This window comes from Microbacterium sp. PAMC22086 (genome assembly GCF_019443525.1).
In the GTDB taxonomy this organism is placed as follows: Bacteria; Actinomycetota; Actinomycetes; order Actinomycetales; family Microbacteriaceae; genus Microbacterium; species Microbacterium maritypicum.
The window spans coordinates 1,433,624-1,446,500 of record NZ_CP080380.1 but is presented as its reverse complement, the minus strand read 5'-3'; the positions used below and the strand labels follow the sequence as shown (position 1 = coordinate 1,446,500).

At 70.2% G+C, this 12,877-nt stretch carries 10 protein-coding genes and 1 other RNA gene; 4 read left to right on the top strand and 7 right to left on the bottom strand.

The annotated features are described in order from the left end of the window. Nucleotides 1-10 precede the first annotated feature (10 nt). The 5 genes from KY497_RS07280 to KY497_RS07260 all read right to left on the bottom strand — a co-directional run bounded on the left by KY497_RS07280 (nucleotide 11) and on the right by KY497_RS07260 (nucleotide 7,289). Nucleotides 11-2,515 carry a glycoside hydrolase family 65 protein gene (locus KY497_RS07280; RefSeq protein WP_055865336.1) on the bottom strand — a complete coding sequence of 835 codons (2,505 nt, stop codon included), beginning with the start codon at nucleotides 2,513-2,515 and terminating at the stop codon, nucleotides 11-13. Further along, on the bottom strand, nucleotides 2,512-3,270 hold the full coding sequence (locus KY497_RS07275; protein ID WP_219870181.1) for an HAD-IA family hydrolase: 759 nt from the start codon (nucleotides 3,268-3,270) through the stop codon (nucleotides 2,512-2,514). The genes KY497_RS07280 and KY497_RS07275 overlap by 4 nt, the downstream gene beginning before the upstream one ends. A gap of 100 nt (nucleotides 3,271-3,370) precedes the next feature. Beyond that, a complete protein-coding gene (locus tag KY497_RS07270; protein WP_141385821.1) occupies nucleotides 3,371-4,591 on the bottom strand; it encodes an acetate/propionate family kinase in 1,221 nt (406 codons plus the stop codon). Then, complete coding sequence (gene pta, locus KY497_RS07265; RefSeq protein WP_141385820.1) at nucleotides 4,588-6,720, bottom strand: phosphate acetyltransferase; 2,133 nt, start codon at nucleotides 6,718-6,720, stop codon at nucleotides 4,588-4,590. Before pta ends, KY497_RS07270 begins: the two co-directional genes overlap by 4 nt. Nucleotides 6,721-6,785: 65 nt before the next feature. Next, a complete protein-coding gene (locus KY497_RS07260) occupies nucleotides 6,786-7,289 on the bottom strand; it encodes a hypothetical protein (protein WP_258185946.1) in 504 nt (167 codons plus the stop codon). Between KY497_RS07260 and KY497_RS16670 the strand changes: the two genes are divergently transcribed. Beyond that, nucleotides 7,282-7,488, top strand: coding sequence for a hypothetical protein (locus KY497_RS16670; RefSeq protein ID WP_229778808.1), 207 nt, complete (start codon nucleotides 7,282-7,284; stop codon nucleotides 7,486-7,488). The genes KY497_RS07260 and KY497_RS16670 overlap by 8 nt on opposite strands. Here the strand turns inward: KY497_RS16670 and KY497_RS07255 are convergent. Then, nucleotides 7,478-8,089 (bottom strand): rhomboid family intramembrane serine protease, encoded by a 612-nt coding sequence (locus tag KY497_RS07255; RefSeq protein WP_219870179.1) that lies wholly within the window; start codon nucleotides 8,087-8,089, stop codon nucleotides 7,478-7,480. The two genes, KY497_RS16670 and KY497_RS07255, sit on opposite strands and share 11 nt — an antisense overlap. A 66-nt stretch (nucleotides 8,090-8,155) precedes the next feature. Beyond that, nucleotides 8,156-8,252: signal recognition particle sRNA small type (ffs, locus tag KY497_RS07250), an RNA gene on the bottom strand. Nucleotides 8,253-8,396: 144 nt separating this feature from the next. Here ffs and KY497_RS07245 point away from each other — a divergent pair. From KY497_RS07245 to KY497_RS07235, 3 genes are read left to right on the top strand one after another with little or no spacing between them, the layout of a single operon-like run. Next, nucleotides 8,397-9,386, top strand: coding sequence for a MoxR family ATPase (locus tag KY497_RS07245; RefSeq protein ID WP_219870178.1), 990 nt, complete (start codon nucleotides 8,397-8,399; stop codon nucleotides 9,384-9,386). 11 nt (nucleotides 9,387-9,397) lie between these two features. Further along, nucleotides 9,398-10,588, top strand: a complete 1,191-nt coding sequence (locus KY497_RS07240) for a DUF58 domain-containing protein (RefSeq protein WP_141385816.1) — start codon at nucleotides 9,398-9,400, stop codon at nucleotides 10,586-10,588. After that, the gene (locus tag KY497_RS07235; RefSeq protein ID WP_219870177.1) at nucleotides 10,575-12,842 is read left to right on the top strand and encodes a DUF3488 and transglutaminase-like domain-containing protein; all 2,268 of its coding nucleotides are present in this window, start codon (nucleotides 10,575-10,577) and stop codon (nucleotides 12,840-12,842) included. Before KY497_RS07240 ends, KY497_RS07235 begins: the two co-directional genes overlap by 14 nt. Nucleotides 12,843-12,877 lie beyond the last annotated feature (35 nt).

Sequence of the window (12,877 nt, the reverse complement as noted above, 5' to 3'; positions counted from 1 at the left end):
GGCCCGAGCGTCAGTCGATCGCTTCGATCACCGGGATCGTCGTCGTGATCACGGGAACGGACGCCGACATGCGCGTGCCATCCTCGCGTCGGGCGTCGGCGAACTGCCGGAGCGTCGGGCGACCGGGGATCAGCGGACCCTGATCGGCGAGCGGCACGACGACCTCGTCCTCGACCGTCGCGATGTACGAGGCCTCCCGCACGCTGAACGGCACCGGGGGGCCGCTGCGCACCTGCACGCGCAGTTCGTCCTTCGTCACCGTCACGTGCAGAGTCGATCCCTGCCACTGGAGCGGGAACGACAGCGACGGCCAGCTCGCCGGAAGCCGCGGGTCGAAGCTCAGGTCGCCTGCGTAGTCGCGCATGCCGCCGAAGCCGCACACCAGGGCCGTCCACACCCCGCCGGCGGAGGCGACGTGCACGCCGTCGGCCGCGTTGTGGTGCAGATCATGCAGGTCGACGAACAGCGACTGCTCGAAGTACTTCTGCGCGAGGTCCTGGTAGCCGACCTCGGCCGCGAGGATCGACTGCACGACGGCCGACAGGGTCGAGTCGCCCGTGGTCAGCGGGTCGTAGTAGTCGAAGTCGGCCTTCTTCTCCTCGGGCGTGAAGTGGTTGCCCTGAAGGAACAGCGCGAGCACGACATCGGCCTGCTTGAGCACCTGGAACCGGTAGATCACCAGCGGGTGGAAGTGCAGCAGGAGCGGACGCTGCTCGGCGGGTGTGTTGGCCAGATCCCACACCTCGCGCTCGAGGAACAGGGAATCCTGCGGATGGATCCCGAGCCCCTCGCTGTACGGGATGTACATGGCCTCTGCGGCGCGGTCCCACGCTTCGGCCTCGCCCGGACCGAGGCCGGTGCGGTCGACCAGCTTCACGTAGTCGTCAGGGTGGCTCTCCTTGATCTCGCGCACGATCTTGGCCGCGTAGCGCAGGTTGTAGCGCGCCATCACGTTCGTGTAGAGATTGTCGTTCACGACCGTCGTGTACTCATCCGGCCCGGTGACGCCGTGGATGTGGAAGGTCTCGATCCCGTCTCCCGGCGCTCCCTCGACGAGACGCGAGGCACGCCAGAAGCCGAGGGTCGCCCACAACCGCGCCGTCTCGATCGCGATGTCGGCGCCCTCGCGCCGCAGGAACTCCTCGTCGCCCGTCGCGCGCACGTACTTGCCCAGCGCGAAGCTGATGTCGGCGTTGATGTGGTACTGCGCGGTACCGGCGGCGTAGTAGGCCGAGGCCTCCTCGCCGTTGATGGAGCGCCAGGGGAACAGCGCCCCCGCCTCGTTGAGCTGCGATGCCCGTCGACGCGCCGCCGGGAGCATGCGCACCCGCGCACGCAGCGCGTTGTACGCCCATCGCGGTGACGTGTATGTCAGGAACGGGAGCACGTAGATCTCGGTGTCCCAGAAGTAGTGCCCGCTGTACCCCGAACCGGAGACGCCCTTGGCGGGGACTCCGGCCCCGTCGGCGCGCGCCGACGCCTGGGCGAGCTGGAACAGGCACCAGCGCGTGGCCTGCTGCAGATCGTCGCGTCCGCCGATCTGCACGTCGCTGCGCTCCCAGAACGCGTCGAGCCACTCCCGCTGACGGCGGAACACGGTCTCGACGCCCTCGTCCGCCGCGCGGTCGAGGGAGCGGCGGCAGCGGTCGACCAGCTCACGCGGAGGCACGCCTCGTGACGTGTGGTAGCTCACGAGCTTGGTGACGGTGATCGGCACCCCAGCCTTCGCCTGCACGCGGAACACGTTCTTGGCGATGTCGGCCTCGATGAGCGTGCGGGCGTTGTACTCGTTCTCGGTCTCGACGACGTGATCCGCGACCACGGCGACGGTCATCCCCGAGTCGGCGACACGGTACGACAGGGCCGAGCGCAGCCCGTCCTGCCAGTGCTCAGCGGGCTCCAGAACGCGATCGGCGATCTTCTCGGCCTTGCGCGGGTCGAATGCCGCGGCCTTCGTGCCGATCGGTGTGCCCGCATAGACACCGGCACCGTCCTGCCGGTTGAGCAGCTGGCAGCTGATCGTGACCGGGGCATCGGAGTTCTCCACCACGACCTCGAGTCGCAGCACCGCGAGGTGGCGCTCCTCGAAGCTCACGATGCGCTCGTCGCGCATGCGCACGCGCTTTCCCGACGGAGTCTCCCAGACCACGAGACGTTCCAGCACACCGGTACGCAGATCGAGCGTGCGCCGGTACTCGCGCACGTCGGCGTCGTCGAGCGAGACGGGCTCGTCGTCGACGTACACGCGCATGACCTTCGCGTCGGGGGCGTTGACGATCGTCTGCCCGACCTCCGCGAAGCCGTAGGCCTGCTCGGCGTGACGGATCGGCCAGGTCTCGTGCAGGCCGTTGATGAACGTCCCGTGCTCCTGAGCGCCGCGGCCCTCGATGTGGTTGCCGCGCAGGCCGAGGTAGCCGTTGCCGACGGAGAACAGCGTCTCGCCGACGCCCTCCTCCGAGTAGTGCGTGTCGATCAGACGCCACGGGTCGACGGGGAAGCGGTCGCGGTCGATCATGCGGTCTCCGGGATGTCGTTGCGGGAAGCGGGAAGGAACACGTCGAGGTCGTCGACCACGACGGTGGCGCCGGCGGCACGCAGGGCGTCGGCGCCCGCACCGCGGTCGACGCCGACCACGGTCGCGAAGCCGGCTGCGGCTGCGGATGCGGCGCCGGAGGTGGCGTCCTCGACGGCGACGGCGCGTGCCGGGTCGACACCGAGGGCTGCGGCACCGGCGGCGAACATGTCGGCCGCGGGCTTGGAGGCGAGTCCGTCGCGTTCGGCGACGACGCCGTCGACCACGATCCGGAAGAAGGAGCGCAGGCCCGCGGCCCCCAGCACCTCTTCGGCGTTCTTGGAGCTCGACACCACGCCGAGCGGGATGCCCACGGCGTGCAGGCTCTCGACGAGCGCGAGCGAGCCGGGGTACGGCGCGATCCCCTGAGCGCGCAGAGACGCGGCGAACGCAGCGTTCTTGCGGTTGCCGATGCCGCAGACGGTCTCGGCGGTCGGGTCGTCGTCGACATCACCCCAGGGCAGCTCGACGTTGCGGCTGCGCATCAGGCTCGCGACACCGTCGTAGCGCTTCTTGCCGTCGACGTAGTCGTAATAGTCGGCGTCGGTGTAGGGCGCCGTGATACCCCATCGCGCGAACACATCGTCGAAGACGGCCTTCCAGGCACGCATGTGCACCTCGGCCGTCGGGGTGAGCACGCCGTCGAGGTCGAAGAGCACGCCGTCGGCGTGGAACAGGTCGGGCAGTGCTTCAGGCACAGAGCCTCCAGGAGAAGGGCGATCGTCGGGCCGGCACCTCTCCGTGCCACTGTGCAAGCGTAATGCGGCGGCGCGCCGCGGAGTAACCCCCGCGGACGGATCAGATCAGCTCGGCCGTCTGCCGGGCGATCTGCAGCTCTTCGTCGGTCGGCACGACGAGCACGGTCACCGGGGACGCATCCGCGGAGATCCGACGGATGCCGCGCTCGCGTGCCGCGTTCCTGACGGGGTCGATCTCCACTCCGGCGAAGCCGAGCGTGGCCATCGCGGCAGCGCGCACCGGCGCGGCGTTCTCGCCCACACCGGCGGTGAAGGAGATGACGTCCACTCCCCCGAGCTGTGCGATGTAGGCCCCCGCGTAGGCGCGCAGCCGGTGCACGTACACGTCGAAGGCCAGAACCGCCGCGTCCTCCCCCGCCTCGACCCCGGCGAGGATGTCGCGCATGTCGCTGCGTCCGGCGAGGCCTGCGAGCCCGCTGCGGGTGTTGAGCAAGGAGTCGAGGTCGTCGATCGAGAGACCGGCACGGCGGGACAGGTGCACGAGTGCCGCGGGATCGATGTCACCCGAGCGCGTCCCCATCACGAGTCCCTCGAGCGGGGTGAGGCCCATCGAGGTCTCCACCGATCGTCCGCCGTCGATCGCGGTGACCGACGCCCCGTTGCCGAGATGGAACACCAGCTGGCGGAGATCGGCGAGGTCACGGCCGAGGAAGTCCGCCGCCACCGCGCTCACGTACTGGTGGCTCGTGCCGTGGAAGCCGTAGCGGCGCACCCGGTGCTCCGCGGCGAGCGCGGCATCGATCGCATAGGTGTAGGCGGCGGGCGGGAGCGTCTGGTGGAACGCGGTATCGAACACCGCCACGTGCGGCACCTCGTCGAACACCGCGCGCGCGGCGACGATGCCGGCGAGGTTCGCGGGGTTGTGCAGCGGCGCGAGCACCGCGAGCTCGTCGATCTGCCGCTCCACGTCGGCGTCGATGAGCGTCGGGGCGTAGAAGCGGGCGCCGCCGTGGACCACACGGTGCCCGACCGCGACGGGGCGATGCTCCTCGAGCGAGGGGCCGTGCGCGGCGAACTGCTCACGCATCATCTCGAAGGCCGCGGCGTGATCGGTGATCGGCCTCTCGCTGCGATAGGTCGCATCGAGCATGGTCGGCACGGCGTCGCCGTCGACCGCGGGGCGCACCGTGTGCGCGACCGGGCTGACGTCCTGCCCGATGCGCTCGATCAGTCCGCTGGCGAGCAGGTTCTCCTGCTCGATGTCGATCAGGCTGTACTTCAGCGAGGACGACCCGCTGTTGATCACCAGGATCGCGCTCATGCAGCGCCTCCCGTCTGCGCAGACCCCTGGGCCTGGATGGCCGTGATGGCGACCGTGTTGACGATGTCGTCGACGAGCGCGCCACGGGAGAGGTCGTTGATGGGTTTGTTGAGCCCCTGCAGCACCGGGCCGATCGCGACCGCGCCGGCCGAACGCTGCACCGCCTTGTAGGTGTTGTTGCCGGTGTTCAGATCGGGGAACACGAACACCGTCGCGCGCCCCGCCACAGCGGAGCCGGGGAGCTTCGCCTTGGCGACCGCGGCATCCGCGGCAGCGTCGTACTGGATCGGCCCCTCCACCGGCAGCTCGGGTGCACGCTCGCGCACCAGGGCGGTCGCCGCGCGGACCTTGTCGACGTCCGCTCCCGATCCGGACTCCCCCGTCGAGTACGACAGCATGGCCACGCGCGGTTCGATGCCGAACTGGCGAGCGGTCGTCGCCGACGAGATCGCGATGTCGGCGAGTTGCTCGCTCGTCGGGTCGGGGATCACGGCGCAGTCACCGTAGACGAGCACCCGGTCGGCGAGAGCCATCAGGAACACGCTGGAGACCACGTTGACGCCCGGTTTGGTCTTGATGATCTCGAACGACGGACGGATCGTGTGCGCCGTCGTGTGCGCGGCGCCGGACACCATGCCGTCGGCGAGACCCAGGTGCACCATCATCGTGCCGAAGTACGACACGTCCGTCACGGTGTCTGCGGCCTGGGCGAGGGTGATGCCCTTGTGCGCCCGCAGCCGCGCGTACTCCGCGGCGAACCGCTCGACGAGTTCGGGGTCGGTCGGGCTCAGCACCTGGGCGGCGGTGATGTCGATGCCGAGTTCGACGGCCCGCGCACGGATGGACGACTCGTCGCCGAGGATCGTCAGATCGGCGACCTCCCTCGCGAGGAGTGTGGCGGCGGCGCGCAGGATGCGATCGTCGTCGCCCTCCGGCAGCACGATGCGACGACGGTCGGCGCGGGCGCGTTCGATGAGTCCGTACTGGAACATCAGGGGCGTCACGACGTGCGCCTCGGCGAGCCCGAGCTGCTCGGTGAGCTCCGCGATGTCGACGTGGGATTGGAAGAGACCGAGCGCACGGTCATACCTTGCACGCGAATCCGCCGAGATGCGGCCGCGGGTACTCATCACACGCACCGCCGTGTCGTAGGTGCCGAGGTCCGTCGTGATGATCGGCACCGACGAGGCGAAGCCGTCGAGCAGCCGCACGATCGGCTCCGGCAGCGGGAACGGGCCGTTCAGGATGATGCCGGCGATGCGGGGGAACGTGCCGGAGGAGTCGGCCAGCAACGCGGCCAGCAGTACCTCGGTACGGTCGGCGGGGATCACCACGACCGCTTCCTCGGTGAGTCGCGGCAGCACGTTCACCATCGACATGCCCGCGACGACGATCGTCAGCGCCTCCCTCGTCAGACGATCGTCATCGCCTTGGAGCAGAGTGCCGTCGACGGCGGCGAGGATGCCGCGGATCGACGGTGCCACCAGCGCGCGGTCCTCGGGGATCGCCCACACCGGGGTGTTCTCGGCGGGGAGTGCGGCGTGCACGGCCTCGATGATGGCGTCGAGGGCTTCGGGATCCGCGCGGTTGACGGCGACGGCGAACAGCTCGGCCCGCTCCTCGGCCAGCTCGGACAGCGCGAGGGCGGCGATCTGCGCGATCGCCCCGGCGGGACGCGCCGTGGTGGTCCCCAGCTGCTCGGCCTGGCGCTGCTGATCGCGGCCGCTGAGCACGAGGAGAACGGGTGCTCCGAGGTTGGCGGCGATCCTGGCGTTGAACCCGAGCTCGGCGGGGCTCGCGACGTCGGTGTAGTCGCTGCCGATGACGACGACCGCGTCGCACTGCGCCTCGACCGCCTTGAACCGCGCCACGATGGTCGACAGGGCGGCCTCGGGGTCGGCCCGCACGTCGTCGTAGGTGACGCCGATGCAGTCCTCGTAGTCGAGGTTGACCCCGTCGTGCGCGAGCATCAGCTCGAGGATCTCGTCCCGCGCGGTGACCGAGCGGGCGAGGGGGCGGAACACGCCCACCCGCGGCGACACGCGCATGAGGGCGTCGAGCGCCCCGAGGGCGATCGTCGACTTTCCGGTATGGCCTTCGGCCGAGGTGATGTAGATGCTCTGCGCCACGGCTTCAGCTTAGGCGCGGCGCCCGTGAACCCACCGAGCATCTCACCGGAGCAAATGGCGCGGCATCACTCGCACGGGCCGGACATCGCGTCGACGACCGCCGTGGCGTCCGTCTGGAACCGCGAGTAGTAGTCGCGTTCGGTGTTGATCTGCACCCGGTGGATGGCATGCGAGGGCTCCATCGTCTGCCACTCGGGCAGCCGCCCGAGGCGATCGAAGAAGAGCGTCGTCGCGGTGGCCGGGTCCATCCGCTGCTCGACGCTCCCCCACCACTCCTGCTGCTGGAAGAGGCCGATGCTGGTCGTGCGCGTCCCGTCGGGATTGGTGAATCCGCGCGTCTCCCAGTCGCCGTAGTCGATGTTGTGCAGGCTGCTCTCGCCCATCGCCGTCATCACCCCGAGGATCTGCCCCTCCCTCGGGAAGCCGAGGGCGCCGGCCGTGCGGATGATCGTCGCGGCGTTCTCGAGCTGCTCTCCGCTCCAGCCCTCGATCCCCGCTTCGGGGAACGTCTGCGGATCGTCGATGCAGATCAGGGCGGGATCGCGCGCGAGGCCCAACGGGATGAGCACGAGCAGTCCGACGGCGACTGCCAGCGCACCGGCCGACAGCAGCGTCCGTCGCAGGATCCGGCGACGTCGTCGACGGTTCGCCGCCTTCCCTCTCGTCCCGGTCTTGCGATGTCTCGGTGTCGTGGGGCGTCTCGCCGCAGGCCTCTTCCTCGCCGGCCGGCGCTTCGCCCTCGATGCCGGTGCGGCGCTCATGACGTGAGGGCTCCGCCGGACGTGCGAGCACGACGCCCGACGAGAGCGGCGAGGCCGCCGCCGATCGCGCCGAACAGGTGCCCCTGCCAGGAGATGCCCTCGGCGACGCCGAAGACCCCGACGAGCATGGATCCGCCGTAGAGCGCGATCACGATGACGGCGATCACGGCGTAGAGGATGCGGTGCGCGACGCGACCGGGGGCGAACACCCGCATCACGACGTAGCCGAAGTAGCCGAAGACCAGACCCGAGGCACCGACCGTCAGGGTTCCTGGGGCGTTGAACACCCAGGTGCCGATACCGCCCACGACCGCGACGATGGCGGTGACGGCCCAGAACCGACGCGTTCCCTCGACCGCCACGAGACAGCCCAGCACGAACAGAGGCACGGAGTTGGCGATGAGGTGCTGCCAGTTCGCGTGCAGGAGCGGACCGAGCACGATGCCGCCGAGCCCCGAGGCGTCCCAGGACCGCAGCCCGAATCCGGTGAACGAGCCGGGAAGGATCGCATCGGCGAACTGCACGACCCACATCACGACGAGCAGGAGCACCGGCGAAGCGAATCGGCCGAGCGGATGCTGCGCCTTCTGCTGCGGGGTGACGGTCACCGGACGATTGTCGCAGGTGCAGCTACGAGGGGGCTGAGCGTGCGGTCGGGAGAGCCCGCAGGAAAAGAAAATGACTCTCCGCGCACCCAGCAGAGCCCGGTTACCCTTGCTGCGTTTCCGCCCTGGGGGAATTGGCCTGGATGCCGCCACGCGGAGAGCCGTCAACCATCCTAACCCGACCGGCGCAATGGTCCGAATCGTGTCTCTCCTCCCCGCGCATCCTCAGGGGAACCTGCCAGAGCGGCGCACCCTGTGCAGGCTTACGATCGAATAACGCGCACCGCGGCGCCGACGTGAGAGGGAACGCATGCCAGAGAACGCCCCCCTGATCCCGGTATCGATCGATGCCGAGACGTTCGCCGCGCAGACCTCTGCGATCCTCGGTTCGATCGGCCAGGTCATCGACGGCAAGCCGGATGCGGTGCGCAGCGCTCTCGTCTGCCTGCTGGCCGAGGGGCACCTGCTGATCGAAGACGTGCCGGGCGTCGGCAAGACAATGCTCGCCAGGGCTCTCGCCGCGAGCGTGGACGCGACCGTGCGCCGCATCCAGTTCACCCCCGACCTGCTCCCCGGTGACGTCACGGGTGTGTCGGTCTACAACCCGGTCGATCGCGAGTTCGAGTTCAAGCGCGGCGCCGTGTTCGCCCACATCGTGATCGCCGACGAGATCAACCGCTCCTCCCCCAAGACGCAGTCCGCCCTGCTGGAGGCGATGGAGGAGGGTCAGGTCACGGTCGACGGCGCCACGCACCTGCTGCCCCAGCCGTTCCTGGTCGTCGCGACGCAGAATCCCCTGGAGATGGAGGGCACCTACGCCCTCCCGGAAGCGCAGCGCGACCGATTCATGATGCGCATCTCGATGGGGTATCCGGATGCCGCCGCCGAGGCGCTCATGCTGCGTCAGCGTGACATCGTCAGCCCGCTCGCCGCCGTCACGCCCGTCGCGGACGCGGCATCCATCGCCCAGCTCATCGCGTGGGCGCGGGCGGTGCACGTGGCCCCGGCTCTCGAGGAGTACACGGTCGCCCTCGCCCAGGCCACCCGCTCCGACCCGAACCTCCACCTCGGCGCGAGCCCCAGGGCCACCCTGCAGCTGGTCAGGGCCGCGAAGGTGTGGGCGGCCCTCGACGGACGCGAGTACGTGATCCCCGACGACATCACCGCCCTGCTCATTCCGGTCCTCGCGCACCGTCTGCTCCCGGCGCGCGGCGCACACCGCGCAGGCGCACAGCCGATCGAGGCCGCCCTGACCCAGATCGTCGAGCGGGTGCGCGTGCCCGTCGCGACGCGTTCCTGACAGCTCTCATCATGCGACGACGTCGATCCCTCACCGGCCGCGGTGCCGGAGCGCTCGTCGCCGCGCTCTGCTGCCTGATCGCTGCGAACCTCCTGGGCGCGCGCGTGCTGCTCTACCTCGGTGTGCTGCTCGCTGCCGTCACCCTCTTCTCGCTCCTCGCGGTCCGCCTGCCGCGACGATCCGGCACCGTGACCCGCCAGATCTCGACCGACCTGCTGACCGTGTCCGAGACCTCACGAGTGACCGTGCGGTTCTCCCTGCGCGCCATCCGCGTGCCGCGCGGACTCTGGCACGACGTGCTCCCCGACGCCGTCTCCGCGGACTCCGGCGGCGAGTATCCTCCGGAGAACGGCCGGCTCAGCTACCTGATCACGGGTGTGCGGCGCGGCGTCTGGCCCGTCGGCCCGCTGATGCTGCGCACGGTGGACCCGTTCGGCCTGGCACAGCGCGAGCAGGCGTTCGGGGAGACCAGGAGCGTGACCGTCGTCCCCGAGGTGTTCGCCCTCGCACCTCTCGCCGTGCGGATCGGTGCCGCCGGTGGAACCGCGCACACCTCGTCGACCCGGCTCGGACAGGGCAGCGACAACCTCTCGCCGCGGGGATACATCCCGGGCGACTCGATGCGTCGCATCCATTGGAGGGCGACGGCGCACCGGGGTCAGCTGATGGTGCGGCAGGAAGAGGAGGAGTCCAGCCCCGACGCGGTGGTCGTGCTCGACCGGAGCGGCCGCCGCTGGGATGCCCCCGGGGCCGAGGCCGATCCGGCCTTCGAAGCCGCCGTCTCGCTGTGCGCCTCCGCTGCGGTGCACCTGGCCTCCGAGGGCTACAGCGTCGACGTTCTCGACAGCGCGGGCACGCTCCTCGGCGCTCTCCGCGGCCACGAAGACGACCGCGACGGGCTGCTCACGGCTCTCGCGATGGTCACGCCCCGCGGCGAGAGCCGCGACCTGGTGGCACTCATCGGCGGAACACCGCCCGGCCCACTCGTCTACATCACCGGCCGCCTCGACGAAGAGGACGCCGCGGTGCTGCGTGCCGCCGGCGCTGCTGCGCCGATGCTGTTCAGCACCGAACTGCTCCCGGGCGCCACCGAGGCCTCCACCCGTCACGGCTGGACCGTGGCACGGCTCGGCGACGACATCTCCGCCGCCTGGGAGGATGCCGTCTCGGCACGGATCGGAGTCGGCGATGTTCCGCGCTGAACAGGCCCCGCCGGCCGCACCCGCCGCGGTGCGCCGACCAGCGTTCTGGCACCGCGACCACGAGGAGCCGGCCGGGGTGGTCGGCACCGGGGCGCTCGCGGCGACGGCGGCGCTCGTGGCGATGTGGCCCTTCACCTCGGTCATCGCTCCCGGAGCCTGGTCGTTCACCGTCATCGCCGTGATCGTCGCCGTGGCCGGCATCGGAATGCTGATGCGGCACCTGCTGCGCCGACGAGCCGAGTGGGTTCAGGACCTCGCCACGCTCGCCACGCAGGTCGTGGTCGCCGTCGCGGTCGTGACGCTGCTCATCGCCGGTGACACCGCCCTCTTCGGGATCATCCCGACCTCCGCGACGCTGACGCTGTTCGGGGTGCTCGGCGCCTCCGCTGTCGAGGCGGTCGTGTTCGGCTCCGCGCCGCTGGATCCCTCCCCCGGGCTCGCGGCCGCCATGGGCATCGGCTTCGCGGTGGTCGCGATACTCCTGGACCACCTCGTCACCCACCGTTCCGCCGTATTGGCGGTGCTGCTGACCGGGGCCGTCGGCGCTGTGCCGATGATCGTCACCCTCGGCGAGACGAACGTCGTCTGGTTCGTGCTCTTCGGTGCGGTCACCCTCCTCGTCTTCCGCCACACGGCGCGCAGACATCCGGAATCCCCACGCCGCTCCTCCGCATCGGTCGCCGTCGCGATCGGGGCCGCCGCGATGGCGACGACCATCGCCGCCGCCCCGATGCTTCCTGTCAGCACCAGCCTCGCCGGCACCGGCGTCGGGGTCACGGTCGATGCATCGCTGCGTCTGGGTGACGATCTGCGCCAGCCCAATCCGGTCGAGGTCCTGACCGTGGCGGCGAAAGGCGAGACCGCGCCGTATCTGCGCCTGACGACGCTCTCGCGGTTCGACGGACGCGTCTGGCAACCCGACGACGGGGATCTGCAGTCGCAGGACGACGGATTCGGTCCCCCGGAATGGGGCGAGGACATCACGACGGAGGAGCAGACCACCTCCATCCGCGTGCTGCGGATGTCGAGTTCCTGGCTCCCCGTGCCCTACCCCGCCACCACCGTGCAGGGTCTCAGCAACGCATGGCGGATCGCCCCCGAGAACCGCACGCTGTACTCCCGCGGCGCCGATGCCGTCGGGAACGACTACACGGTCACCTCGTCGCGACTCCTCCCCACGCTCGAGCAGATCCGGGCCATCGATACCGCCGCTCCCGTCGTCGATCCCGACGCCGAACCGGTCGAGCTGCCCGGCATCATCGGCGAGCTGGCCACCGAGGTGACCGCAGCCGCGAGCACCGACTACGACCGGCTCATCGCGCTGCAGAACTGGTTCCGTTCGCAGTTCGCCTACTCGCTGGAGACCCCGGTGGAGGAGGGCTTCGACGGCACGGGGGCAGAAGCCGTCGCGGAGTTCCTCGACGCGCGATCCGGGTATTGCGTGCATTTCGCGGGGGCGTTCGCACTGATGGCGGAGAGCCTCGGCATGCAGGTGCGCATCGTCGTGGGATATCTCCCCGGCTCGCTCACCGACGAGAAGCGCGGCAGCGAGTCGGTGTTCTCGGTGACCAGCGATCGGCTGCACTCCTGGCCCGAGGTGCTGTTCCCCGGTGTCGGATGGGTCCCGTTCGAACCCACCGCGTCGCTGGGTGTGCCCACGGCCTTCCGCCCGGGGGCGACGCAGGGCAGCGGATCCGGGACCCCGTCCGCACCGGCACCCACCACGGCACCGCAGGCCGAGCAGACCTCGGGTCCCGAGGTCGACCGCAACGACGCCGGCGGAGACTCGGCCAGCGGCGGCGAGCTGCGCCGCCTCGACCCGACACCGGTCGCCCTCACCACCCTCGGCGTCGTCGTGCTGCTCCTGCTTCCCGCGCTCATCCGGCTCGCGGAACGTCGGGCGCGCCTGAGCAGGGCGCGCCGTGGTGATCCGGCTGCCGCCTGGGCGGAGTTGCGCGACACCCTGATCGACCTGCAGATTCCCGTCACCGACGCCGACACTCCCCGCGTGCGCGCGGCCGGTCTGGCGCGGCAGAACGGGGTGGATGCACACGCGATGCGTCGGCTGACGGATGCGGTCGAGCGGTCGAACTATGCCCGCTCCGGCGAGGCATCGGACGATCTCGCCGAACCACTGGGTGAGGTGCTGGCGAGCCTGCGACGGAGCGCCGATCGAGCGACGAGGGTGCGGGCGGTGCTGGTGCCCCGCTCCCTGTATGCGCCGCGAGCCGCCGAACCCGGTATGACGGCCTGAACCGTAAGCGTCAAGCGGCGTGCGGGTCAGGCGGC